General features: G+C 72.3%; 21 protein-coding genes. 7 read left to right on the forward strand and 14 right to left on the reverse strand.

The window, feature by feature from the left end:
- Positions 1-70: 70 nt before the first annotated feature.
- From AR3_RS02975 to AR3_RS03020, 10 genes are all read right to left on the reverse strand, one after another.
- Positions 71-1366, reverse strand: a complete 1296-nt coding sequence (locus AR3_RS02975) for an STM4012 family radical SAM protein (protein ID WP_067908167.1) — start codon at positions 1364-1366, stop codon at positions 71-73.
- A gap of 29 nt (positions 1367-1395) precedes the next feature.
- Complete coding sequence (locus AR3_RS02980) at positions 1396-2187, reverse strand: STM4013/SEN3800 family hydrolase (protein ID WP_067908170.1); 792 nt, start codon at positions 2185-2187, stop codon at positions 1396-1398.
- Complete coding sequence (locus AR3_RS02985; RefSeq protein WP_227023309.1) at positions 2184-3470, reverse strand: STM4014 family protein; 1287 nt, start codon at positions 3468-3470, stop codon at positions 2184-2186. Before AR3_RS02985 ends, AR3_RS02980 begins: the two co-directional genes overlap by 4 nt.
- A 49-nt stretch (positions 3471-3519) precedes the next feature.
- Positions 3520-4422, reverse strand: a complete 903-nt coding sequence (locus tag AR3_RS02990) for an STM4015 family protein (protein WP_067907939.1) — start codon at positions 4420-4422, stop codon at positions 3520-3522.
- A 114-nt stretch (positions 4423-4536) separates the two neighbouring features.
- A complete protein-coding gene (locus tag AR3_RS02995; protein WP_067907942.1) occupies positions 4537-5445 on the reverse strand; it encodes an STM4015 family protein in 909 nt (302 codons plus the stop codon).
- 123 nt (positions 5446-5568) lie between these two features.
- On the reverse strand, positions 5569-6474 hold the full coding sequence (locus AR3_RS03000; RefSeq protein WP_067907945.1) for an STM4015 family protein: 906 nt from the start codon (positions 6472-6474) through the stop codon (positions 5569-5571).
- Between the two features lie 114 nt (positions 6475-6588).
- A complete protein-coding gene (locus AR3_RS03005) occupies positions 6589-7512 on the reverse strand; it encodes an STM4015 family protein (RefSeq protein ID WP_067907948.1) in 924 nt (307 codons plus the stop codon).
- A 145-nt stretch (positions 7513-7657) separates the two neighbouring features.
- Complete coding sequence (locus AR3_RS03010; protein ID WP_067907951.1) at positions 7658-8464, reverse strand: MetQ/NlpA family ABC transporter substrate-binding protein; 807 nt, start codon at positions 8462-8464, stop codon at positions 7658-7660.
- Between the two features lie 97 nt (positions 8465-8561).
- Complete coding sequence (locus AR3_RS03015) at positions 8562-9218, reverse strand: methionine ABC transporter permease (RefSeq protein WP_067907955.1); 657 nt, start codon at positions 9216-9218, stop codon at positions 8562-8564.
- Positions 9215-10258: a methionine ABC transporter ATP-binding protein gene (locus tag AR3_RS03020; protein WP_067907958.1), complete on the reverse strand. Its 1044-nt coding sequence runs from the start codon at positions 10256-10258 to the stop codon at positions 9215-9217. Before AR3_RS03020 ends, AR3_RS03015 begins: the two co-directional genes overlap by 4 nt.
- A gap of 616 nt (positions 10259-10874) precedes the next feature.
- Between AR3_RS03020 and AR3_RS03025 the strand changes: the two genes are divergently transcribed.
- Both AR3_RS03025 and AR3_RS03030 read left to right on the forward strand, forming a co-directional pair.
- Entirely contained in the window at positions 10875-11447 is a 573-nt protein-coding gene (locus AR3_RS03025; RefSeq protein WP_067907961.1) for a hypothetical protein, read from the forward strand.
- A 23-nt stretch (positions 11448-11470) separates the two neighbouring features.
- Complete coding sequence (locus tag AR3_RS03030) at positions 11471-11866, forward strand: CopD family protein (protein WP_067907964.1); 396 nt, start codon at positions 11471-11473, stop codon at positions 11864-11866.
- A 499-nt stretch (positions 11867-12365) separates the two neighbouring features.
- On the opposite strand, the gene AR3_RS03035 is transcribed toward AR3_RS03030, so the two are convergent.
- Positions 12366-13535, reverse strand: a complete 1170-nt coding sequence (locus AR3_RS03035) for a lactate 2-monooxygenase (protein ID WP_067907967.1) — start codon at positions 13533-13535, stop codon at positions 12366-12368.
- A gap of 203 nt (positions 13536-13738) precedes the next feature.
- Here AR3_RS03035 and AR3_RS03040 point away from each other — a divergent pair, with 203 nt between their 5' ends.
- On the forward strand, positions 13739-16198 hold the full coding sequence (locus tag AR3_RS03040; protein ID WP_067908173.1) for a DNA gyrase/topoisomerase IV subunit A: 2460 nt from the start codon (positions 13739-13741) through the stop codon (positions 16196-16198).
- 123 nt (positions 16199-16321) lie between these two features.
- Here AR3_RS03040 and AR3_RS03045 read toward each other — a convergent pair whose 3' ends face one another.
- The gene (locus AR3_RS03045; protein WP_227023310.1) at positions 16322-17287 is read right to left on the reverse strand and encodes a DUF5996 family protein; all 966 of its coding nucleotides are present in this window, start codon (positions 17285-17287) and stop codon (positions 16322-16324) included.
- A 185-nt stretch (positions 17288-17472) separates the two neighbouring features.
- On the opposite strand from AR3_RS03045, the gene AR3_RS03050 reads away from it, so the two are divergent.
- Together AR3_RS03050 and AR3_RS03055 are read left to right on the forward strand one after the other, a co-directional pair.
- The gene (locus AR3_RS03050) at positions 17473-18315 is read left to right on the forward strand and encodes a 3-hydroxyacyl-CoA dehydrogenase family protein (RefSeq protein ID WP_067907974.1); all 843 of its coding nucleotides are present in this window, start codon (positions 17473-17475) and stop codon (positions 18313-18315) included.
- Positions 18315-19058: an enoyl-CoA hydratase/isomerase family protein gene (locus AR3_RS03055; RefSeq protein ID WP_067907977.1), complete on the forward strand. Its 744-nt coding sequence runs from the start codon at positions 18315-18317 to the stop codon at positions 19056-19058. The genes AR3_RS03050 and AR3_RS03055 overlap by 1 nt, the downstream gene beginning before the upstream one ends.
- 20 nt (positions 19059-19078) lie before the next feature.
- Here AR3_RS03055 and AR3_RS03060 read toward each other — a convergent pair whose 3' ends face one another.
- Both AR3_RS03060 and AR3_RS03065 read right to left on the reverse strand, forming a co-directional pair.
- Positions 19079-19915, reverse strand: a complete 837-nt coding sequence (locus tag AR3_RS03060; protein ID WP_067907980.1) for a PaaX family transcriptional regulator — start codon at positions 19913-19915, stop codon at positions 19079-19081.
- A gap of 135 nt (positions 19916-20050) precedes the next feature.
- Positions 20051-21478, reverse strand: a complete 1428-nt coding sequence (locus AR3_RS03065) for an aldehyde dehydrogenase family protein (protein WP_067907983.1) — start codon at positions 21476-21478, stop codon at positions 20051-20053.
- 105 nt (positions 21479-21583) lie between these two features.
- On the opposite strand from AR3_RS03065, the gene boxC reads away from it, so the two are divergent.
- The gene (gene boxC, locus AR3_RS03070) at positions 21584-23287 is read left to right on the forward strand and encodes a 2,3-epoxybenzoyl-CoA dihydrolase (protein WP_067907986.1); all 1704 of its coding nucleotides are present in this window, start codon (positions 21584-21586) and stop codon (positions 23285-23287) included.
- A 2-nt stretch (positions 23288-23289) separates the two neighbouring features.
- On the forward strand, positions 23290-24708 hold the full coding sequence (gene boxB, locus AR3_RS03075) for a benzoyl-CoA 2,3-epoxidase subunit BoxB (RefSeq protein ID WP_067907989.1): 1419 nt from the start codon (positions 23290-23292) through the stop codon (positions 24706-24708).
- Positions 24709-24710 lie beyond the last annotated feature (2 nt).

The following is a 24710-nucleotide window of genomic DNA, read 5'->3' on the forward strand; positions in this document are numbered from 1 at the left end:
CGCGTCCCGGTGGTCCCCGCCCGCGTTCCGGTGCTCCGTGCAGGCGCGTCGGTTTCCCATCAGCGTCCTCTCAGCGCGTCTCGTAGGTCTCCATGAGGCCGCGTACGCGGGGCGAGAACAGCGCGGGCCCGATCGCGTCGGAATAGGCGAGCCCCTCTGGGGTGAGCCGCAAGACGTCGGGCGTCTCCTCCAGCCAGCCTTGGTGAGCGAACCGCTCCATCTCGGGGCCGAAGTCGGCGACGGGGTCGCTGCCGAAACGCGCGTGGTAGGAGGCGCGGTCGAGGCCCGACGCCTGGAGCAGCGACTGGATGAGATGGCGTCGACGCCGTTCGTCGTCGTCCATTTCGAAACCGACGCGTGCGACGCCGAAGTCCTTCTCGCTGATGTAGTCGTCGAGGATGGCGCGCACGGCCCGGATGTCGACGGCGTACTCGAACGAGTAATGCAGATCCGTGGTGTAGGAGCGGGCGCCGCAGCCCAGGCCGACCATACCGTCGGTCTGGCAGCAGTAGCGGGTGTCGGCCTCGGCCACGCCGCGCCGCCGGAACATGCGCATCGACACCTGCTCGTAGCCGTTGGCCAGCAGGTGGTCGCGCCCGACCCGGTACAGGGTGAGCCGCTGGTCGTCCCAGCCGTCCGAGCCTCCCGCGCGGCGGCCGAGCCCCGTGAGCGGGCGGACGTACAGCGGATACAGGTAGATCTCCTCGGGGCGCCACGCTAGGGCGGCGTCCAGGGACGACAGCCACGACGACGGCGTCTGCCCCTCGATGCCGTAGATGAGGTCGATGTTGAGCGTCGGGAAGCCCGCGGCGCGGATACGGCCGAGGGCGGCCTCGACCTCGGCGCGCTTCTGCGGCCGTACGGCGGCGCGCGTCTCAGCCTCCACGAAGCTCTGCACGCCGATCGACACGCGGGTGGCGCCGCGTTCGGCCAGGACGGCGAGGCGGTCTGCGGTCGCCGTCGCCGGGGACGTCTCCACGGCCAGCGGCACGGCCTCCAGGTCGGCGAAACGGGCGGCGATGTCGCACAACCGTTCCAGCTCGGCGGCGGTGAGGTAGGTCGGGGTGCCGCCCCCGAATGCGGCGACCTCGAACGACGCCTCCCCCAGGGCGTCGCGCACTGCGGTCGCCTGCCGGTCGAGCGCATCCAGATAGGCGCCGGTGAGCTCCTCGGACGCGCCGGTGCGGGCGAACAGGTTGCAGAAGCCGCAGCGCACCTCGCAGAACGGCACGTGCAGGTAGAGGAACAGCGCGTCGCGCCGCTCTTCGGCCCACACCTCGCGAAGCGGCCGCCGCGGCGTCAGTGGCCGGTAGGCGGTCTTGTGCGGGTAGGCGTAGACGTAGCCCTGATAGGGGCTGGTGGACATGATGGTGGACGCTGTGGTGGGCGTGATGGTCACGACAGCACGAACTCCCCGTACGGAACGGTCCAGACGACCTCGTGGCCGATCCGGTGCCCGACGTGGCCGTCCTCGCCGTAGGCCGTTCCGTGGTCGGAACAGACGATCACGAAGCAGGGTCGGCGCATGAGGTCGAACAGGCGGCCCAGGTGGCGGTCGACGTAGCGCAGCGCGGCGGCGTGGCTTTCCCGGGTGTCGCCGTCCTCCCGGGTGGCGCCGTCGAGGTAGAACCAGTTGGGCTGGTGCAGCGCGGACACGTTGAGCAGCAGGAACAGCCGCCGATCGGCGGGCAGCCGCGCCATCGTCCGCTCCACCCGGTCGATCTGGCGCTCCAGCGACGCGGGCTCGGTGACGCCGAACTCCGGCTCCCAGTGGCTCTCGGCGAACAGGTTCGGCAGCACCGAGCCGAGCGGCGTGCGCTTGTTGAAGAACCCGACGCCGCCGACGCACACCGTGTGGTAGCCGCCCCGCGCGAGCCCGGTCGGCAGGTCGGCCGCGTCGAACACCCACGTCGTCTTCGCGGTCGTCTCGCTGCCGGGGAAGCGCGCGGCGAACAGCCGCGGATGCGGGCCGGGGCGCGCCGGGGTGGGCAGGAATCCGGCGAGCATGGCGGCGTGCGCGGCGTAGGTGAAGCTGCCGGGGCTGTGCCGCCGCTCCCACCGGCCGCCCGGCAGCAGCCCGGTGAGCGTCGGGGTCTGCCCGGACGCCGCCAGCTCGGCCGCCACGTCGTAGCGCAGCGTGTCCAGCGTCACCAGCAGCAGATCGTGGCTGCCGACGATCTCGTTCATGTCGCGCACGCGCTCACCTCCCCGTGCATGGGCGCGACGGGTCGTCCCTGGTCCGCCTCGTGAACGTCTCGGCCAGAGACGTCGCGCTCCCCTTCCGTCCCGGCCGTGCGCGCGCCGCGCGCCGTCGTGTCCTCGGACGGTCCGCCGCTCCCGGCCGCGTCGTGCGGCGTCGCGGACGGCCGGGCGAGGGCGGCGCGGACCTGCGCGGCATAGGTGTCGAGGCCCTCCGCGAACGTGCCCGGCAGGCCGGTCAGCCGGGGAAGCAGGTCGCCGAAGGCGTTCACCTCGGCGACCGCGAACTCCCGCCAGCCGATGCCGACCATGAGGTCGACGCCGACCATGCCGCTGCCTGGAAAACAGGCCGCCGCCTGCGCGCACACGTCGAGCGCGCGCCGCCACCCGTGCTCCCCCAGCGCGCGCCGCACCGCCTCCAGATCACCGCGCGCGCCGCCAAGGTGCAGGTTGGTCATGGGGGAACGGCTCATCCGCACGACGGCATGGGTCGGCTCCCCCGCGATGACGACCACGCGCAGGTCGAACACGCGGCCGTTCACTGCGGCCTTGGGGAACCACCGCTCGACGTGCAACCCGTCCGGGGCGAGCGTGTCGACCAGGTGCGCCACGTCCCGCTCGGTCTCGTACGACCGGACGCGCAGCGAGTTGACGTACCCGTCCGGCGTCCGGGCGGCGGAGGTGACCGCCTTGATCCGGCCGCCGGGCGCGGTCTGCAACGCGATGACCCCGGAGGCGGAAGAGCCGTGCGCGGGCTTGACGAACACGCGGCGCATGCCCGCCTCGGCCATCCGGTCGCGCAGCTGCGCGTACCCGTCGACCGGGGGCAGCGCGTCCGGGACCGGCACACCGGCGGCCTGGAGACGGGCGTGGCAGAGCCGCTTGTCGAACATCACGGCGATGTCGTCCACGTCGCCGACGAGCCGCGCGCCGCGCCGCTGCGCGTCCGCCCGGATGCGCGTCAGCGCCTGGACGAACGTCCGGTACCAGCGGGCGCCGCCGCCCACGCGCGCCGGATTCCCGGGGCCGCGCAGCAGAGCGTCGACGTTCGCGTCCTCCCCCGGCGAGTCGATGCGCACCAGCGTGTCCGTGACGTCCAGGTGCGCCGCCGCCCCCGCCAGCGGGTCGCGGGTCGCCCTGAGCACGTCCGTCCAGGGAACGACGCGCGGCTCGGGCAGGCCGGACGCCCGGCAGGCGGCGGCGAACAGCTCCGTGCGCCGGTCGCCGGGCGTGCCGATCACGAGGAACGCCGGCACCGTCGCTCCGCGCACCGACAGATGGTCATCATGGGTATCCCTTAAGAGTGCTCCGCGTCGACCGTCACTCGTCGACCGCGACGTAGACCCAACCGTCCTGGTCCCGCTGCTCCTGCTCGTCGAGGTTCACCTCGACGCCGGGCAGGGCCTGCCGCACCCGCTCCATCATCGCGTCGCTGAGGAAGTGGTGATGCAGGTCGAGCCGACGCAGATGAGTGAGCGGCTGCCCCGACAGCAACGCCTCCGCCCCCTCATCGGTCAACGTGCCGAGGGCCAGGCTCAGCGACTCCAACCGCGCGACCACCGGGGCGCTCGCCAGCGCCGCCGCCAGCTCATCGGCGTGCTCGGCGTTCTCCAGCCCCAGATGGCGCAGCGCTGAGAAACGCTCCCCGTTCAGAATCGGCGCCAGATCCGCCACGGTGACGTCGCCGCCGTAGTTCTCGACGCCCAGCCACAAATCCAGGTGCTCCAGGTTGGGCAGGTCGCAGGCGCCGACGGCGCGCACCACCTCGGAGGGCAGCCCGCAGCTTTCGAACCGCAGCCGCCGCAGCGCCGTGCGGGCGATGGGCCGCAGTCGCAGTTTCTCGCTGCCGCGCACCTCGAAGCACTCCAGGTCGGGGAACGCCTCGAACAGCGGGGTGATGTCCTCGCGTTCGATCCAGGACATCTCCATCTGCTCCCACACGATGTCGCCGAGGAACACGTTGCGCAGCGCCGGCAGGCGGCCGACGTGCTCGGCGAGCATCCGGGGCACATCGGTGGTGTTGTCGTCGAAGCCGAAGACCAGGTGGGACACCCGGGTGGTGTCGACGGCGTCCAGAAACTCGTCGAAGACGTCCGAAAGGCGGCCGTTGTAGTCCGTCGCGATGCGCCAGGCGGTCGCGCTCGGGTCGCCGGTCGGCGGTGCGGAGGGCGTGAAGTCCTCGACCGGCAGACCGGCGAAGTGCGTCAGATGATGAACGGACATGGATCCCTTTCCGCGTCGAACGGGACCTGTCCTACCAAGCGCCCCCGACAGTCCGCGCGCTTTCCGCCGTCCGCGTCCGACGACCTGCGCGAACGGCCTCCGGCGCGGACGGCGTCACTCGGAGACCGCGACATACGGACAATCATCCAGCTCCTTCTGCTCGTCGAGGTTCACCTCGACGCCGGGCAGGGCCTGCCGCACCCGCTCCATCATCGCGTCGCTGAGGAAGTGGTGATGCAGGTCGAGCCGACGCAGGCGAGTGAGCGGCTGCCCCGACAGCAACGCCTCGGCACCCTCGTCGGTCAACGTGCCGAGGGCCAGGCTCAGCGACTCCAACCGCGCCGCGATCGGGGCGTCCGCAACCGCCGCCGCGATCTCGTCGGCCCTCGGGGCGTCCTCCAGCCCAAGATGGCGCAGGGACGGGAACCGCTCCCCGCTCAAGATCGGCGCCAGATCGGCCACGGTGGTGTCACCGCCGTAGTCGTCGACGCCCAACCACAGGTCCAAGTGCTCCAGATTGGGCAGGTCGCAGGCGCAGAGGTTGCGCACGACCCGGCCTGGCAGTCCGCCGGTCTCCAGCCGCAGCCGCCGCAGGGCCTCGCTGGCGAACGGGCGCCCCTGCATATCGCAGTTGCCGCGCACCTCCAGGGTCTCCAACCGGGGGAACGCCTCGACCAGCCGGGTGATGTCGCCCCGCCCGATCCAGGAGATCTCGCTCTCCCAGTACGCGATGTCGCCGACGAACAGGTGGCGCAGCGCCGGCAGGCGGTCGGCGGCGTCGACGAGCAGCTCGATCGTGTCGCAGCTGTCGTCCCAGCCGGTGACCAGGTGGGTCAGCCGAGCGGCGTCGACGGTGTCCAGGAACTCGTGGAGGATCTCCGGGAACGGCGTCTGCCAGTCGTATTGCACCCGCCAGGCCGTCGGGCCGGGGACGTCGGCGGGCCGGGGGCGGCGCCCGTCCTCGTCGGGGAAGTCGGTCACCGGCAGCCCGGCGAAGTGTGACAGGTGCTCGTTGACGGTCATGGATTCCCTTTCGGTGTCGAACGGGACCTGTCCTACCAAGCGCCCCCGACAGTCCGCAGCGCAGAACCCCGGGTCGACACGCGCGAACGGCCCCTCGCGCGGGCGGACGTCACTCGGAGACCGTCACTCGGAGACCGCGACGTACGGCCAACCACCCGACTCCTTCTGCTCGTCGAGGTCCACCTCGACGCCGGGCAGGGCCTGCCGCACCCGCTGCATCATCGCGTCGCTGAGGAAGTGGTGATGCAGGTCGAGCCGACGCAGATGAGTGAGCGGCTGCCCCGACAGCAACGCCTCCGCCCCCTCATCGGTCAACGCACCCAGGGCCAGGCTCAGCGACTCCAACCGCGCCACGATCGGAGCGCTCGCCAGCGCCGCCGCGATCTCGTCGGCGATCTCGGCGTCCTCCAGCCCCAGACGGCGCAGGGACGGAAACCGCTCCCCGCTCAAGATCGGCGCCAAGTCCGCCGCGGTGACGTCGCCCCCGTACTCCTCGGCGCCCAGCCACAGGTCGAGATGCTCCAGATTGGGCAGGTCAGAGGAGGTGATCGCGCGCACCACTCCGGGGGCCATACCGCCGGTCTCCAGCCGCAGCCGCCGCAGCGCCGTGCCGGCGAACGGCCGCATCCGCAGCGTGCCGCCGCGCACCTCCAGGGTCTCCAACCGGGGGAACGCCTCGACCAGCCGGGTGATGTCCTCCCGCTCGATCCAGGAGATCTCGCTCTCCTCGTACACGACGTCGCCGACGAACAAGTGGCGCAGCGCGGGCAGCCGGTCGGCGTGCTCGGCGAGCAGCGAGATCGTGTCGCAGCCGTCGTCCCAGCCGGTGACCAGGTGAGTCAGCCGGGCGGCGTCGACGGTGTCCAGGAACTCCTGGAAGATCTCCGGGAACGGCCGCTTCCAGTCGTATCGCACCCGCCAGGCCGTCGCGCCGGGGACGTCGGCGGGCCGGGGGCGGCGCCCGTCCTCGTCGAAGACGTCGGTCACCGACAGCCCGGCGAAGTGTGACAGGTGCTCGTTGACGGTCATGGATGTCCTTTCGGCGTCGAACGGGACCGCTCCTACCAAGCGCCCCCGACAGTCCGCAGCACCGAATCCCGGGGCGACATGCGCGAACGGCTTCCCCGGCGAGGCGGGCGGGCGTCACTCGGAGACCGCGACGTAGATCCAGTCGCCCCGTCGCTCCATCTGCTCGTCGAGGTCCACCTCGACGCCGGGCAGGGCCTGCCGCACCCGCTGCATCATCGCGTCGCTGAGGAAGTGGTGATGCAGGTCGAGCCGACGCAGATGGGTGAGCGGCTGCCCCGACAGCAGCGCCTCCGCCCCCTCATCGGTCAACGCACCCAGGGCCAGGCTCAGCGACTCCAACCGCGCCACGATCGGAGCGCCCGCGACCGCCGCCGCGATCTCGTCGGCGATCTCGGCGTCCTCCAGCCCCAGATGGCGCAGGGACGGGAACCGCTCCCCGCTCAAGATCGGCGCCAGATCGGCCACGGTGGTGTCGCCGCCGTAGATCTCGACGCCCAGCCACAGGTCCAGGTGCTCCAGGTCGGGCAGGTCGCAGGCGCCGACCGCGCGCACCACCTCGGAGGGCAGCCCGCCGCTTTCGAGCCGCAGCCGCCGCAGCGCCGTACTGGCGAACGGCCTCATTCGCAGCGTGCCGCTGCGCACCTCCAGGGTCTCCAACCGGGGGAACGACTCGACCAGCGGGGTGATGTCCTCCCGCTCGATCCAGGAGATCTCGCTCTCCTCGTACACAACGTCGCCGACGAACAAGTGGCGCAGCGCCGGCAGGCGGTCGGCGTGCTCGGCGAGCAGCAGGGGGATGTCGACGGTCCGCTCGCCGAAGTCGTCGAAGCCCCCCTCGAAGCCGATGACCAGATGGGACACCCGGGTGGTGTCCACGGCGTCGAGGAAGTCCCGGAAGATCTCCTCGAAGGGTCTGCCGTCGTACTCGGTCCGGATGCGCCAGGCGGTCGCGCCCGGGTCACCGGTCGGCGGCGCGTCGGCGGAGAAGTCTTCGACCGGCAGTCCGGCGAAGTCCGACAGATGCTCGTAGATGGCCATCGAGTCCCTTTCCGTGTCGAACGGGACCCGTTCCTACCAACCGCCGCGGACATTCCGCTGCGTTTTCGGTCGGCGCGACGGCGGACTGCGCGGGACGGCCCCCGGCGCGGGAGCGACCGGGGGCCGTCGGGATCGCCGCGGCGCGTCAGAACGCGGGCAGCACCGAGCCCTTGTAGGTGTCCTCGATGAACTTCTTGACCTCGGGGCTGCGCAGCAGCTCGACCAGCTTCTTGATCTGCGGGTCGTCGGCGTCCTCCGGCTTGGTGACGACGCCGTTGACGTACGGGTTGCCCTCGGCCTTCTCGCTGACCAGCGCGTCCTCGGCGGGGGTCAGCTTGGCCTCCAGGGCGTAGTTGCCGTTGATGACCGAGGCGTCGACGTCCGGCAGCTGGCGCGGCAGCGCGGCGGCGTCGGCGGGCTTGATCGTGATGTTCTTGGGGTTGGCGGCGATGTCCTTCTCGGTGGCGTTCTGGCCCGCGCCCGGCTTGAGGGTGATCAGGCCGTTGTCGGCCAGCAGCTTCAGCGCCCGCGCCTCGTTGGACGGGTCGCTGGGCACCGCGACGGTGGCTCCCTGCCGCAGGTCCTGCAGGTCGCCGACCTTCTTGGAGTAGACGCCGAGGGGCTCCAGGTGCACGCCGGCGACGAAGGTCAGCTTCTGTCCCGTCTTCTGGTTGGACTCGTCCAGGTACGGCTTGTGCTGGAAGTAGTTGGCGTCGAGCTGGCCGTCGTTGAGCGCGGGGTTCAGCTGCTCGTAGTTGCTGAACTCGCGGATCTCCAGCTTGAGGCCGTTCTTGGCCGCGAGGTTGTCCTTGACGAACTTGAGGATCTCGGCGTGCGGCACCGAGGTGGCGCCGACGGTGAGGGTGTCGTCGGAGTCGGCGCCGCCGCCGCAGCCGGCCAGGCCCAGCAGCAATCCGGCGGACGCGACGAGGGCAGTGATCTTGCGCAGCACGAGAAGTGCCTTTCTGCTCGGTGACTACGGGGTCGGACAAGCGGGGTCGGACAAGCGGGGTCGGGGACGCGGGTCCGGGCGTCGGCCGGACCCGGTGTCATTTGTGGGTGAGGCGCCGCACGGCCAGGTCGCCCAGCGACTGCACCAGCTGCACCAGCGCGATGAGCAGCACGAGGATGGCCAGCATCATCCCGGTCTCGAAGCGCTGGTAGCCGTAGCGGATCGCCAGGTCGCCCAGGCCGCCGCCGCCGATCGCGCCCGCCATCGCCGAGTAGCTGATGAGGGCGACGACGGTGACGGTCAGGCCCGCCACGAGCCCGGGGCGCGCCTCGCGCAGCAGCACCTTCCCCACGATCTGGACGCGGGAGGCGCCCATCGCCTGGGCGGCGGCGACCACGCCCGGGTCCACCTCGCGCAGCGCGGTCTCCACCAGGCGCGCGTAGAACGGGATGGCCGACAGTGTCAGCGGCACGATCGCCGCCTGGGTGCCGATGGACGTGCCGACCAGTGCCCGCGTGAACGGGATGATCGCCATCATCAGGATCACGAACGGCAGCGACCGGCCGATGTTGACGATCACGCCGAGCACCTGGTTGACCGGCGGCGCGGGCAGCAGCCCGCCGCGGTCGGTCAGCACCAGCAGCACCCCGAGCAGGATGCCGCCGAGCGCGGTGAACAGCGTCGACCACACGGTCATCTGCAGCGTCTCCAGGGTGCCCTGGCGCAGCAGCGGAACCATCTCGTCCCAGGTCATGAGACCGGCGCCTCCTCTTCGGTCGCGGTGTCGCCCGCGCCGGCCGCGTCGCCCGCGACGCCGTGGACCTCGACGGTCAGGCCCGCCTCGCGCAGATGGGCCAGCTGCGCGGCGTTGACGTCGGGCGGGCCGGGCAGCTCGATGCGCAGCCGTCCGATGCGCGTGCCGCCGATGTCCTCGACGGCGCCGCCGAGGATGTTGACGTCGATGGAGTACGTGCGGGCCAGCGTCGACACGAACGGCCGGTCCGCGCTCTCCCCCTCGAAGGTGACGTCCACCACGGTCGTGTCGCCTCGCAGCACCGGCTCGGGCAGCGGGAACAGCCCGCGGGCCAGTTCCGAGCCGGGGCGCAGCAGCAGCTCGCGGACCGGGCCGGACTCCACCACGCGGCCCTGGCGCATGACGGCGGCCGAGTCGCAGATGCGCTTGACCACGTCCATCTCGTGGGTGATCAGCAGGATGGTCAGGCCGAGCCGCCGGTTGAGGTCGCGCAGCAGCTCCAGGATGGACGCGGTGGTCTCGGGGTCGAGCGCGGAGGTGGCCTCGTCCGACAGCAGCACCTTGGGCCGCCCGGCCAGGGCGCGGGCGATGCCGACGCGCTGCTTCTGCCCGCCGGAGATCTGCGCCGGGTAGGCGTCCGCGTGCTCGGTCAGCCCGACGAGCTCCAGCAGCTCGGCCACGCGCGCGGCGCGTTCGGCGCGGGGCACGCCCATCACCTCGAGCGGGAACGCGACGTTGCCCGCCACGGTCCGGCTGGACAGCAGCCCGAAATGCTGGTGGATCATGCCGATGCGCTGCCGGGCGCGGCGCAGCTCGCCGCCGGACAGCTCCAGCAGGTCCCGCCCGTCCACCCGGACGCGCCCCTCGTCGGGGCGTTCCAGGAGGTTGACGCAGCGCAGCAGGGTGCTCTTGCCCGCGCCGCTGCGGCCGAGCACGCCGAACACCTCGCCTTCGCGGACGGTCAGGTCGACGCCGTCGACGGCGGTCACCTCGCGCCCGCGGGCGCGGTAGACCTTTCGGAGTTTCTCGATCTGAATCAAGGGGATTTCACCCGTGCGGGTCGACCGCGCAGGAGTCGCCGCGCGGTTGCGTGGACGGTCGGTCGGGGACGCGGAGCCGGATCGGGCCGTGCGGACGGCGGGGTTCTAGGCGCGGCCGGGCGGATACGGCGCGTGGCTCAGCAGATGGATCTCAAAGGTCATGTGCGCTGCTCGATGTCGTGCGGAGGTCGGCTCGCTTCGGGGCGCGAGGCTTCGGTCGGGGCCCTCAGCGGTCGCACATTCGACACCGACAGGTACACCCCGTCGCGCGCATGGCTCGCGGACGGCGCGTCGGGCAGGGGTGTACGGCAGTCACGGGTCATCAGTAAACCGGGCCGACACTGATGGTGCAAATCCAGACGTTCGGGTCGAAGGCGGTCGTGACAGGACTCACAGCGCCGCGCCCGCGCCGGCCGACGCGGCGGCGCCGGAGCCCGCGGGCCCGCCCACCGGCGGACTGTGGCGTCCCGGTGGGAGCGATCTCCCACGGCGAACAGTCCAATCTCATGGTGCGAACAGGTGAAACGAGACGTTCTGGACGTCTAGAGTGTCGACACGGGGCCCTCCTCAGGAGGGCTCTTTTCCTGTACCTCGCGTCATCCAGAGGACCCGAAGCATGAACGAGCATGAGCTGCGCGCGGAGTTGGTGCGGCTGCTGCGCGACGGGATTACCGAACCCGCTCCGACCGCGGTGGACGGTGAGCGCGGACTCGTGCCGCTCGCGCTCGACGTGGACGGCGACGTCGCCGTCATCTCGTTCCTGCGACATCAGAACGGCGCCCCGGGCGGCTGCTTCATCGAAGGTGTCACGTTCCACAAGCGGGACGGCGAATGGATCGAGCTCGGCGGCGGCGGGTCGTGGGCGCCCGACGAGCCGCTGGCGCGGCGTCCGGCCGCCGAGCTCGGCGGCCACCTGATCCGGTACGCCACGGGCCGCGCCGTCCGCAACGCCAACCGCCTGTTCCCGTGGGGCGCCAAGTGGGTCAACCAGGCGAAGCTGCGCGCCTCGAGCGAGGTCGCGCGGATCCGGGTCGGCACCCGTCTGCTGGACGTCCCCGCGCACGGGCACGTCGTGGTGGTGTGGACGGCGCGCCGCGACCCGGTCGTCGAGGCGCTGGCCCACGACGGCACCGTCCTGCAGACCCTGGACCTCGGTCCTCGGCTCGCCCCCCTGGCCACGACGGCCTGACCCCATCTCCCCCGAGAAGAACCATGCTCGCCATCACCTGGGACACCGTCCGGATCTTCCTGCACGTGCTGGCCGCGACCGTATGGGTCGGCGGACAGCTGACCCTGACCGCCCTGCTGCCCGTGCTGCGCGGCGCGGGCGGTGACCTCTCACGGCGCGCCGCCCGCCAGTTCAACCGGGTCGCGTGGGCCGCGTTCGCCGTGCTCGTGGCGACGGGCGTGTGGAACATCGCGGCGGTGGGCGACACGGAGGGGGCGTACCAGACGACCCTCCACGTGAAACTGGCCGTCGTGCTGGTGTCGGGCGTCGCCGCCTTCCTCCACGGCAGGGCGTCGACGCCGAAGGGGCTGGCCGTGTCCGGGGCCGTCAGCGGCGTGTCCGCCCTCGCCGCCCTGTTCCTCGGCGTCATGCTCGGCTGAGATCGGCTGTCCGTCTCCCGGACGCCGGAGCGCGACGCGCCGACGTCCGGGCGAGGCCGCAGGCGCCGGTCGTCGGCGCCGAGTGCGGCTGCCGCGGCCGACAGGCGGGCGCGAACCGTCCCCTCCGACGAGTCGAGCACGCGGGCGACGCACGCGACGAAGGCGCCGCCCGCCGCGGCCCCGCGCGGCGTGAGCGGGCGCTCCTCGGCGTTCGCGCTTCGGCGTCCGCCGCGAGGCGACGCAGCGGGACGCGGTGGCGACCTGCCAGATGACCTGCGCCGACCGCACGCCGGGGCGTCCTCCGCGGGGACCGCGCACGACCGCGCCCATGGTGCGGCGCAGGTCGCCGGGACGGCCGTGCGCGGTGACGATCACGACGTGGCGGCGCGGAACGTCGCGGGCGAGCCGCTCGGCGACGGCCGGCCCGTCCAGGCAGGGCGGGTCCCGGTCGAGCACGGCCGCGTCCGGCTCGAGCGGCGGGTCGTCCCCCCGGCCGTCGTCAGGCGTCGCTCCGCACGAGCAGATCCGGGCCGAGGTCGCCGGGCCGGGTGTGGCCCGAGAGCATCATGGTCAAGTCGAGCTCTGCCTGCAGGCAGCGCAGCACGTGCGTGACGCCTGCCTGGCCTCCGAGCGCCAGCCCGTACACGTAGGGGCGTCCCACCAGAACCGCCTTGGCGCCCAGGGCGAGCGCCTTGACGACGTCGGCGCCGGTGCGGATTCCGCTGTCGAACAGCACCTCCGCCCGGTCGCCCACCGCCTCCACGACGGGCGCCAGCGCGTCCAGGGACGCCACGGCCCCGTCGACCTGCCGGCCGCCGTGGTTGGACACGATCACGCCGTCCATGCCCGCGTCCACCGCGCGCCGCGCGTCGTCGGGGTGCTGGATGCCCTTCAGCGCGATCGGACCGCGCCAGTGGTCGCGCAGGAACGCCAGGTCGTCCCAGGTCAGCGAGGGGTTGCTGAAGTTGGCCGCCCAGTGCAGGATCGCCGTCTCGCGGTTGGCGTCGGTGACCGGCCCGCCGACCGCCTTCTGGAACACCGGGTCGCTGAAGTAGTTGGCCAGGCCGATCCCGCGCAGGAACGGCAGGTACGCCTGGTCCAGGTCGCGGGGCCGCCACGCCAGCGCGACGGTGTCGAGCGTGACCACCAGCGCCGAGTATCCGGCGGCGGCCGCGCGCTCCAGGAAGCTGACGGCCAGCTCGCGGTCCTTCGGCCAGTACAGCTGGTACCAGCGGGGCCCGTCCCCGTTCGCCTCGGCGACCTCCTCGATCGAGTACGACGCCGCAGTGCTCAGCACGTAGGGCAGCCCGGCCGCCGCCGCGGCCCGCGCCGCCGCGAGCTCCCCGTCCGGATGGAAGATCGACTGGACGCCGACGGGGGCCAGCGCCACCGGGGCGGGCATGTCCGTGCCCAGCACGCGCACGGACAGGTCGCGCTCCGCCACGTCCCGCAGCATCCGCGGCACGATCCGCCACCGGTCGAACGCCGCCCGGTTGGCCCGGGCGGTCGCCTCGCTGCCCGCCGCGCCGGCCGCGTACCCGAACGCCGCGGACGACAGCCGCCGCTCGGCCAGCGCCTCCAGCCCGGTCAGGTCGGTCGGCAGCTCGGGGACGGCGTCGCCGAGGCCCTTGAGGTAGATCTCGTTCTGGAAGTCGGCCGGCGCGCTCATGCGCGCCTCCCGCCCGCCGGCGACGCGCCGGGACGGCGCCGCCGTCCCCCTTCGCCCGCTCCTGGCCGGTCGCTCCAGGCGACGCCGCGGTTCTCCGCCTCGGTCATGTGCACCCTCCTCGGGCCGTCCGGACGGCGACGTCCCCGACCACGCCGGGGACGTCCGGTACGAATATGTCTGCGGAACCGGCAACAATGTTCCCCATGGCACGACGCGGATCCCAAGCCCCACCGCCGCCCGACTTCGAAGAGAACATCATCGACGTCGACGTCTCCGAGGAGATGCGCGGCAGCTTCCTCGAGTACGCCTACTCGGTGATCTACCAGAGGGCGCTGCCGGACGCGCGCGACGGGCTCAAGCCCGTGCAGCGCCGCATCCTCTACTCGATGAACGAGATGGGGCTGCGTCCCGACCGCGGCCACGTCAAGTGCGCCCGCGTCGTCGGCGAGGTCATGGGCAAGCTGCATCCGCACGGCGACAGCGCCATCTACGACGCCATGGTGCGCATGGCCCAGCGCTGGGCCATGCGGATGCCGCTGGTCGACGGGCACGGCAACTTCGGCTCGCTCGGCGGCGACGACCTGCCCGCCGCCATGCGGTACACCGAGGCGCGCATGTCCCGCGAGGCGACGCTGATGGTCGCCTCCATCGACGAGGACACCGTCGACTTCCGGCCCAACTACGACGGGCAGGAGACCGAGCCGGAGGTGCTGCCCGCCGCGTTCCCGAACCTGCTGGTCAACGGGGCGTCCGGGATCGCGGTCGGGATGGCCACCAACATGGCCCCGCACAACCTCGGGGAGGTCGTCGCCGCCGCCCGGCACCTGATCGACAACCCCGACGCCACCCTCGACGACCTCATGCGCTTCGTGCCCGGCCCCGACCTGCCCACCGGCGGCAAGATCGTCGGGTTGGACGGCATCCGCGACGCCTACGCCACCGGCCGCGGCACGTTCCGCACCCGCGCCACCGCGCACATCGAGAACGTCACGCCCCGGCGCAAGGGCATCGTGGTCACCGAGCTGCCGTACGCGGTCGGCCCGGAGCGCGTCAAGGCCAAGATCAAGGAGCTGGTCAACGCCAAGAAGCTCCAGGGCATCGCCGACCTGAAGGACCTCACCGACCGCACCACCGGGCTGCGCCTGGTCATCGAGGTCAAGAACGGCTTCCACCCCGAGGCCGTGCTGGAGGAGCTCTACCGGCTCACGCCGATGGAGGAGACCTTCGGCATCAACAACGTGGCGCTGGTCGACGGGCAGCCCCGCACCCTGGGTCTGCGCGACCTGCTGCAGGTCTACGTCGACCACCGCATCGACGTGGTGCGCCGCCGCTCGGCGCACCGGCGCCGCAAGCGCCAGGACCGGCTGCACCTGGTCGACGGCCTGCTGGTGGCGCTGCTCAACATCGACGAGGTCATCCAGGTCATCCGCGGCAGCGACGACGCCGCGCAGGCCCGGCAGCGGCTCATGCAGATCTTCGAGCTGTCCGAGGTGCAGGCCCAGTACATCCTCGACACGCCGCTGCGCCGCCTGACCCGGTACGACCGGCTGGAGCTGGAGAAGGAGAAGGAGCAGCTCACCCGCGAGATCGCCGAGCTGACCGAGATCCTCGAGTCGGAGGCCAAGCTGCGCCGCGTGGTGTCGGACGAGCTGGCCGAGGTCGCCGCCGAGTACGGCACGCCCCGCCGCACCGTCCTGCTGGAGTCGTCCGGCGAGACCGCGGCGGCGGCCGTGCCGCTGGAGGTGCCCGACGACCCGTGCCTGGTGCTGATGTCGTCCACCGGCCTCCTCGCCCGCACCACCACCGCCGACCCGCTGCCCGCCGAGGGCGACCGGGCCCCCCACGACGTGCTGACGGCGGTGGTCCGCGCCACCGCGCGCGGCCAGATCGGCGCGGTCACGTCGGCCGGGCGGATGCTCCGCATCGACGTCATCGACCTGCCGGCGCTGCCGCCGTCGGAGGCCGCGCCGTCCCTGGCCGGGGGCGCGCCCCTCGACGAGTACGTCGTGCTGGAGGAGGGCGAGACGGTCGTCGGACTGGCCGCGCTGGACGACTCCGGCGCCGGGCTCGCGCTCGGCACCGAGCAGGGCGTGGTCAAACGCGTCGTCCCCGACTATCCCAACCGGGACGAGTTCGAGGTGATCGGCCTCAAGGAGGGCGACCGCGTGGTGGGGGCCGTCCAGCTCGACTCCGAGGACCAGGACCTGGTGTTCATCACCACGGACGCCCAGCTCCTGCACTACAGCGCGTCCAACGTGCGGCCCCAGGGCCGCCCGGCGGGGGGCATGGCGGGCATCAAGCTGTCCGCCGGCGCCCGCGTCCTGTGGTTCGGCGCCGTCGATCCGAGTCGCGAGAACCGCGTGGTGACGGTCGCCGGCTCGTCCACGGCCCTGCCCGGCACCCAGACCGGGGCGGTCAAGGTGTCCGACTACGCCGATTTCCCGGCCAAGGGCCGCGCCACCGGCGGCGTCCGCTCGCACCGGTTCCTCAAGGGCGAGGACTGCCTCATCCTCGCCTGGGCGGGCCCCGCCCCGGTGCGCGCCGCGTCCTCCACCGGCAAGCCGATGCCGCTGCCCACGGAACTCGGCCGCCGCGACGGGTCCGGCGAGAAGCTCGACAAGCCCATCGCCGCCGTGGGCGGCGCCCTGGCCTCCGAGGCGTGACGGGCAGGTGCGGGCGCGGCCGGGCTCCCCGCCCGCGCCCGCACCGCTCCCTCGACGCCGCCGCTGACATCGCGACGCCCCGTCCCGTCAGGTCCCGACGAGGGGCCTGTCCGTGTCGGTGGTTCAGGGTCCGTGCTCGTGGTCGTCGTGGTGCTGGTCGTCCCAGCGGTGCGGGTCGGCCTCCAGGGCCGCACGGTCCCATCCGCCCAGGTCCGCCGCTGCGGCATAGGTGGTCTCGAGGAACTCGGTCAGCTCCCCGTCCGGGTCCGGTGCGGTGGCGACCGCCTCGTACGGCAGCAGGAACTGGCCGTTCTCGCGGCTGTAGAACGCCGCGTCCGGGCCGACGGGGTAGTCGGCGAACCCGTCCGGCTCGGGATAGGCGTAGGCGTAGAACGCGCCCTCCTCGCCGCCCCCGGGCCAGAACCCGCAGCTGGACAGCTCGTGCGAGTAGCCCTCCACCGTCACGTAGTGCGGGCAGTTGGGAGGGTCGCCGGGGTGCGGCGGTGCCTTCCGGCCGGAGAACCGGGTGCAGGCGAGGTCGAACGACCCCCAGAAGAAGTGCACCGGGCTGACCTTGCCGATGAACCGGGACCGGAACCGTCCGATCACCCGGTCGGCCTGCAGGAGCTGCCGCCAGAACAGCCGCGCCGCGTCGGGATCGTAGGAGGCGTGCCGGTCGTCCTCGGCGAACCGGATGGCCGGGTCCACCTCGTTCGGCCTGGCGTGGATCCGTGTCGGCACGCCCAGCTCGTCCAGCACCGCCATGACCTCGGCGTAGAAGCGGGCCACCGGCATGGGCGCCAGCGCCACCCCTCCGTCCCCGCCGTCGCTGGTGCGGACGCGCAGCCGGTCGTCCAGGAAGTCGAACTCGATGTCGAACGCCCCGGCGCCGTACGGGATCGCCGAGGTGGTCAGCCCGCGCGGCGACACGTACAGGGTGACCTGCCACCAGTGGTTGACCAGCGGCGCGTGCGCCAACCGGATCTTGCCGACGATCTGGGTCCACATGTGCAGGGTGTCCCGCGTGTCGGCCCAGTCCGCCACCCGCAACCGCGGCCACTCCGCAGGTCGGGTCTTCAGCTCAGTCACGACGCCGCCCCCGATCCCCGACACGGTCGGTACGCTCGCACTGCCACCGGCGCTCCTGCGAGCCTTCCCGCGTCGCGACCGCCAAACCGGCGCCCCGGCAAAGCCCCGTGCTGACTTCTTGCCTGGTGACGCGGCAGATACCACACCCAAGTGGCGCGACAACACGGGAATGTAGAGTGTCGCCCATGAATGGAGTGGTGATCGGCGCCGGGACCATGGGTCTCGGCATCGCATACGTGCTGTCGGCCGCCGGCGGCACCGTGACCGTGGTGGAGCCCGACGACCGCCAGGCCCAGGCCGCCCGGACCCGGATCGCGGAGGTCGCCCGGCGCGCCGTCGAGCGCGGCAAGCTCGGCTCCGAGGAGGCCGACGCGCTGGTGGGCCGGATCGTCGTCGCGTCCTCGCTCGAGCAGGTGGAGGCGGCGGCGCCCGATGTGGTCGTCGAGGCGGTCCCCGAACGCCTCGAGCTCAAGCGGACCGTGCTGCGGGAAGCCGAGGCCCTCAAGCCCCGGATGCTCGCGACCAACACCAGCGGCCTGTCCATCGACGCCATCGCCGAGGGCCTGACCGAGCCCGCGGCCTTCATCGGGCTGCACTTCTTCAACCCGGTGTGGGCGATGCCGCTGGTGGAGATCGTGCGCGGTTCGGCCACCGGCGACGCGACCCTGCGGGCGGCCCGCGAGCTGGTGGCCCGCATCGGCAAGGAGTCCATCGTCGTCAAGGACACCCCCGGCTTCGCCACCAGCCGCCTGGGCGTCGCGCTCGGCCTGGAGGCCATGCGGATGCTGGAGGAGGGCGTGGGCGAGGCCGCCGACATCGACCGCGCGATGGAGCTCGGCTACCGGCACCCGATGGGGCCGCTGCGGCTGACCGACCTGGTGGGCCTGGACGTCCGCCTGGACATCGCCCGGCATCTCGCCGAGACCTACGGCCCGCGCTTCGCCCCGCCGCGCATCCTGGAGGAGAAGGTCGCCAAGGGCGAACTGGGCAAGAAGTCCGGCCGCGGGTTCTACGACTGGAGCGAGTGATGGAGTTTCGGACCCTCGACGTGCAGGAGGGCGACGGCCGCGTCACCGTACGGCTCGACCGCCCCGAGCAGCGCAACGCCATCGACCTCGACATGGTGCGGGAGCTGCACGCCGTGTGCGAGGACCTCGAGCGGAACCCGCGCGTCATGATCCTGACCGGCGGAGCGGACGGGGTGTTCGCGGCCGGCGCCGACATCGGCCAGCTGCTGCGGCGCCGCAGGGACGACGCCCTGGCGGGCATCAACCTCAAGGTGTTCCAGCGCATCCGCGAGCTGCCGATGCCCACGGTCGCGGCGGTCGACGGCTACGCCCTGGGCGGCGGCGCCGAGCTCGCCTACTCCTGCGACCTGCGCATCGCCACCGACCGGGCGGTGTTCGGCCAGCCCGAGGCGGCCCTGGGGATCATCGCGGGCGCCGGCGCCACCTGGCGCCTGCCGCGGCTGGTCGGCGAGAGCCTCGCCAAGGAGATGCTGCTGACCGGCCGCCGGCTCAACGCCGAAGAGGCGCGGCGCTTCGGCCTGGTCACCGCCGTCGTCCCGCCGGAGCAGCTGCTGGCCGAGGCCAACGCGCTGGTGGACACGATGCTCCGGAACGGCCCGCTGGCCCTGCGCCTGTCCAAGCTGGCGGTCGACGCCCCCGAGGGCGCCCATCCCGCGCTGGAGCTGGTCGCCCAGGCGGTGCTGTTCGAGAGCGAGGACAAGCACGAACGCATGACCGCGTTCCTCGAGAAGCGGCGGCGCTGACGCCGCGCCCCGGGAGGGGCTCAGGAGTCGGCGAGTTCCCGCCAGCGCTGCTCGGCGCCCGCCTTCCAGGCGGCGTGCTTGTCCTCGAAGACGCGCCGGGCCCTGCGGCCGATCCACCCGGGCGGCAGCAGGGCGTCCGGGAGCATCGGGTCCAGCAGCGGGAAGCGCCGCCATTCGTGCACCAGCCACACCTGGGCCTGGAGCATCGGGTCGCCGGGCCGGGGCTTCATCGCGGAGAACCGGTCGAGGAACGCCTCGTAGCGCTCGGCGACCTCGTCCAGGTTCCAGGCCCGGGCCACCAGCTCGGCCTCCGAGCCGATGCCCGCGAAGGGGCCGATGAAGGAGAAGGCCGTGGAGCCGATGCCGAGGTCGGTCATGATCTGCTTGACCTCGGCCTCGCGGTCGGGATGGGGGCTCACCCACATCCCGGCGGTGGGGTTGCCGAAGCCGGCCCAGGCCAGCCGCGTGTACAGCTGGTGGCGCAGGCGGCGCTGGGACTCGGGGACGGAGGCCATGACGACCAGCCAGCGGCCGTCCCAGGAGCCGCCGCCGGCGCCGAACGAGTAGATCCGCTCGGCGCCCTCGGTGAGCATGCGGCGGCCGGGCGGGGTCAGCTCCCAGCGGACGCGGCGGCCCTCGCGGCGGGAGACGATCCAGCCGTCGGCGGCGGTGCGGGTGATGGCCTGGCGGGAGGACTTCTCCTCCACGCCGAGGCCCGCCAGGACGTGCAGCAGGGTGGAGGTCCACACCGGCTCGCCGGCGGGGAGCACGAACTCGCCGAGGACGGTGAGCAGCAGCGAGCGCGCGCTGGCGCCGCCGCTGCCGCCGCGCCGGGGCAGCGCCTCCCTGGTCCCCATCCGGCCTCCGATCACGCGGGAAGAACCCGCGCGGCCCCGCCGTCCGCCCGCTCGGCGGGCACGGGGCCGCGCGCCGAAAGATTCATTTCCAGTATGACAGCCGCGACGACATCTTTTTGTCGGATGTCGGCATGGTCACAGCTGGATGGACTTGATCTCGCAGAACTCCTCGAGTCCGGCCTCGCCCAGCTCCCGGCCCACACCCGACCGCTTGTAGCCGCCGAACGGCGCCAGGGGGTTCCACGCCGCGCCGTTGACGTCGACCTGCCCGGTGCGCAGCCGGCGGGCGACCCGCAGCGCCCGGTCGGGGTCGGCCGACCAGACCGCGCCGTGCAGGCCGTAGTCGCTGTCGTTGGCGATCCGCACCGCCTCGTCCTCGTCGTCGTACGGCAGCACCGCCAGCACCGGGCCGAAGATCTCCTCGCGGGCGATCCGCATGTCGGCGCGGACGTCGGCGAAGATCGTGGGCCGCACGTAGAAACCGGGGCCCTCGGGCCGGTCGGGCCCGCCGTGGACCAGCCGGGCGCCCTCGGCGATACCGATCGCGATGTACTCCAGGACGGTGTCGCGCTGCCGGGCCGAGACCAGCGGGCCCAGGCGGGTCGACTCGTCCAGCGGGTGCCCGACGGTCAGCCGCTGGGCGGCCTGCACGGCGATGTCCAGCGCCTTCTCCTGCAGCGGACGGGGCACCAGCATCCGCGTCCAGGCCGAGCAGGTCTGGCCGGAGTTGAGGAACGCGTTGTTGACGCCGGTCCGCACGGCGCGCTCGAGGTCGGCGTCGTCGAGGACGACGTTGGCCGACTTGCCGCCGAGCTCCAGCGCCACCCTCTTGACGGTGCGGGCGGCCAGCCCGGCGACCCGCGTGCCGGCCCGGGTCGATCCGGTGAAGGACACCATGTCGACGCCGGGGTGGGCGGCGATGGCCTCGCCGACGACCGCACCCGGGCCGGTCACCAGGTTGAGCACTCCCGCGGGCACTCCGGCCTCGTGGGCGGCCTCCATCAGCATGAACACGCTCAGCGGGGCGTCGTCGGCGGGTTTGAGCACGACGGTGCAGCCCGCCGCCAGCGCCGCGCCGACCTTCGCGACGACCTGGTGCAGCGGGTAGTTCCACGGCGTGATGGCGCCGACGACCCCGGCGGGTTCGCGGACGACCAGCGAGTTGCCGACGCGGCGCTCGTAGGCGTAGCCGGCGGCCATGTCGGCGTAGGACTCCAGCACTGACAGCGGCGCCCCGACCTGCACGCGGCGGGCCATCTTCAGCGGGGTGCCGACCTCCTGCGCGATGGTGGCGGCCAGTTCCTCGCCGCGCGCCGCCAGCGCCCGGTGCAGCGCGGCGAGCACGGCGGCGCGCTCGCCGGGCGGGGCCGCCGCCCAGCCGTCGAACGCCGCGCGCGCCGCCCCCACCGCCGCGTCCACGTCCGCCGGTCCGCCGCGCGGGACGCGCCCGATCGGCTGCGCGTCGGCCGCCCCGACCACGTCGACGGACGCCGGGGCCGCCGGGGCGACCCACGTCCCGTCGATGTAGAGGGCGTCGTAGCAGAGGGCGTCGTAGCGCCTCATCGTCCACCTCCCCAGGCCGAATATGCGACAGAGTCTTGACGCAACGGAATGAAGATGTCAAAGATTAGCTCACCCAACCGTTCCGACCAGGGGAGGCACCGACTCATGTCCCTCACCGCGGCGGCGGAGACACCCACCGGGCACGACTCGGTGCCCGCGGTGTCGTTCGACGCGCATCCCGACTCCTACCGGCACCTGCGGCTGGAGATCGACGGGGAGATCGCCCGCATCGTGCTCCAGGTCGACGAGAACGGCGGGCTGGTCCCCGGCTACGAGCTCAAGCTGAACTCCTACGACCTGGGCGTGGACATCGAGCTGTACGACGCGGTGCAGCGGCTGCGCTTCGAGCATCCCGAGGTGCGCGCCGTGGTGATCACCGGCGGGCTGGACAAGGTGTTCTGCGCGGGCGCGAACATCCGGATGCTGGCCCAGTCCAGCCACCCGTGGAAGGTGAACTTCTGCAAGTTCACCAACGAGACCCGCAACGGCATCGAGGACGCCACGGCGAACTCCGGCCAGACCTACATCGCCGCGGTCAACGGCACGGCCGCCGGCGGCGGCTACGAGCTGGCGCTGGCCTGCGAGCACATCATCCTCATCGACGACGGCTCGTCGGCGGTCTCGCTGCCGGAGGTGCCGCTGCTGGCGGTGCTGCCCGGCACCGGCGGTCTGACCCGGGTCGTCGACAAGCGCGGCGTCCGCAAGGACCTCGCCGACGTGTTCGCCACCAAGAGCGAGGGGGTGCGCGGCACGACCGCCGTGGAGTGGAAGCTGGTGGACGAGGCCGTGCCGCGCAGCCGGTTCGAGGAGACGGTGCGGCGGCGCGCGCAGGAGTTCGCCGCCCGCTCCACCCGCCCGCGCGACGCCAAGGGCGTCACGCTCACCCCGCTGGAGCGGACGATCACCGCCGACCGCATCGCGTACCGGCACGTCACCGCCGAGCTGGACCGCGAGCAGGGGATCGTCGCCATCACCCTGCGCGGCCCCGAGGAGGACGCCCCGCAGACCGTCGACGGCATCCACGACCTCGGCGCCGACTTCTGGCCGCTGGCGCTGACCCGCGAGCTGGACGACCTGATCCTGCGGCTGCGCACCAACGAGCTGGAGGCGGGCACCTGGGTGTTCCGCACCCGCGGCGACCTCGGACGCGTGCTGGCCTACGACGACCTGCTCGCCGTGCACGCCGACGACTGGCTGGTCAACGAGATCCGCCACTACCTCAAGCGGACCCTCAAGCGCCTCGACGTCACCAGCCGCAGCCTGATCGCCCTCATCGAGCCGGGCTCCTGCTTCGCCGGGCCGCTGCTGGAGGTCGTCCTGGCCTGCGACCGCTCCTACATGCTCGAGGGGACCTTCGAGGACGACCCCGACGCCGAGCCCGCCCGGATCGTGCTGACCGGCGCGAACTTCGGCCTCTACCCGATGGGCAACGACCTGACCCGGCTGCAGTCCCGCTTCTACGGCGAGCCCGGGCGGGTCGAGCGGCTGCGGGAGCTGACGGGCCGTCCCCTCGAGGCGGCCGAGGCCGCCGAGCTGGGCCTGGTCACCTTCGCCTTCGACGACATCGACTGGGAGGACGAGGTGCGCATCGCCCTGGAGGAGCGCACCTCGCTCAGCCCGGACGCGCTCACGGGCATGGAGGCCAACCACCGCTTCGTCGGCCCCGAGACCGTGGAGACCAAGATCTTCGGCCGGCTGTCGGCCTGGCAGAACTGGATCTTCCAGCGCCCCAACGCCGCCGGCCCGGACGGCGCGCTGCGCAAGTACGGCACCGGACTCAAGGCCGCCTACGACCGGAAGCGAGTGTGAACATGACCACCGGCATCGACTACACCGAGCGGATCCCCAACAACGTCGACCTGTCCAGCGACCGGCGGCTGCAGCGGGCGCTGGAGTCCTGGCAGCCCAAGTTCCTGCAGTGGTGGAGCGAGATGGGGCCGGCGCTGCCGACCAAGGACGTCTACCTGCGCACCGCCGTGTCCGTGGGCCGCGAGGGCTGGGCGCAGTTCGGGCACGTGGCGCTTCCGGAGTACCGGTGGGGCATCTTCCTGTCCGAGCGCGACCCCGACCGGCGCATCGCGTTCGGCGAGCACAAGGGCGAGCCGGTGTGGCAGCAGGTCCCCGGCGAGTACCGCGCGGACCTGCAGCGGCTGATCGTCATCCAGGGCGACACCGAGCCCGCGTCCGTCGAGCAGCAGCGGCACCTCGGCATGACCGCGCCGAGCCTGTACGACCTGCGCAACCTGTTCCAGGTCAACGTGGAGGAGGGCCGTCACCTGTGGGCGATGGTCTACCTGCTGCACGCCTACTTCGGCCGGACCGGGCGCGAGGAGGCCGAGGCGCTGCTGCACCGCAACTCCGGCAGCGACGACTCCCCGCGCATCCTCGGCGCGTTCAACGAGGAGACGCCCGACTGGCTGTCGTTCTACATGTTCACCTACTTCACCGACCGGGACGGCAAGTACCAGCTCGGCACGCTGAAGGAGAGCGCGTTCGACCCGCTGTCGCGCACCTGCCAGTTCATGCTGAAGGAGGAGGCCCACCACATGTTCGTGGGCACCACCGGCGTGGACCGGGTGGTCGAGCGCACCGCGCAGATCATGCGCGAGCACGACACCGCCGACGTGCGGCCCTACGGCGGCATCCCCCTGGAGATCATCCAGAAGTACCTCAACTTCCACTACAGCGTCTCGCTGGACCTGTTCGGCTCGGAGACCTCCACCAACGTCGCCAACTACTTCACCGCCGGTCTCAAGGGGCGCTGGCAGGAGGAGCGCCGCAAGGACGACCACCAGCTCACCGACGCCGTCGCCACCGTCACCCAGGTCGAGGACGGCCGGCTCGTCGAGGTCGAGACGCCCGCGCTGATCGCCCTCAACAACGACCTGCGGGGCGAGTACACCGCCGACTGCCAGAACGGCGTGACCCGCTGGAACCGGATCCTCGAGGACGCCGGCATCGACTTCCGGCTGCGGCTGCCGCACGTGGGCTTCCACCGCCAGGTCGGGGCGTTCGCCGGGCACCACGTCTCCCCCGACGGCGAGGTCCTCACCGCGGAGGAGTGGGACCGCCGCAAGGGCGACTGGCTGCCGACCGACGAGGACCGCGCCTACGTCGCCTCGGTGATGCAGCCGGTGTACGAGCCCGGCAAGATCGCCGCCTGGGTCGCCCCGCCCAAGCAGGGCATCAACGGCCGCCCGTTCGACTACGAGTACGTCCACCTGGCCTGAGC

The organism is Actinomadura rubrobrunea NBRC 15275, from assembly GCF_001552235.1.
In the GTDB taxonomy this organism is placed as follows: domain Bacteria; phylum Actinomycetota; class Actinomycetes; order Streptosporangiales; family Streptosporangiaceae; genus Spirillospora; species Spirillospora viridilutea.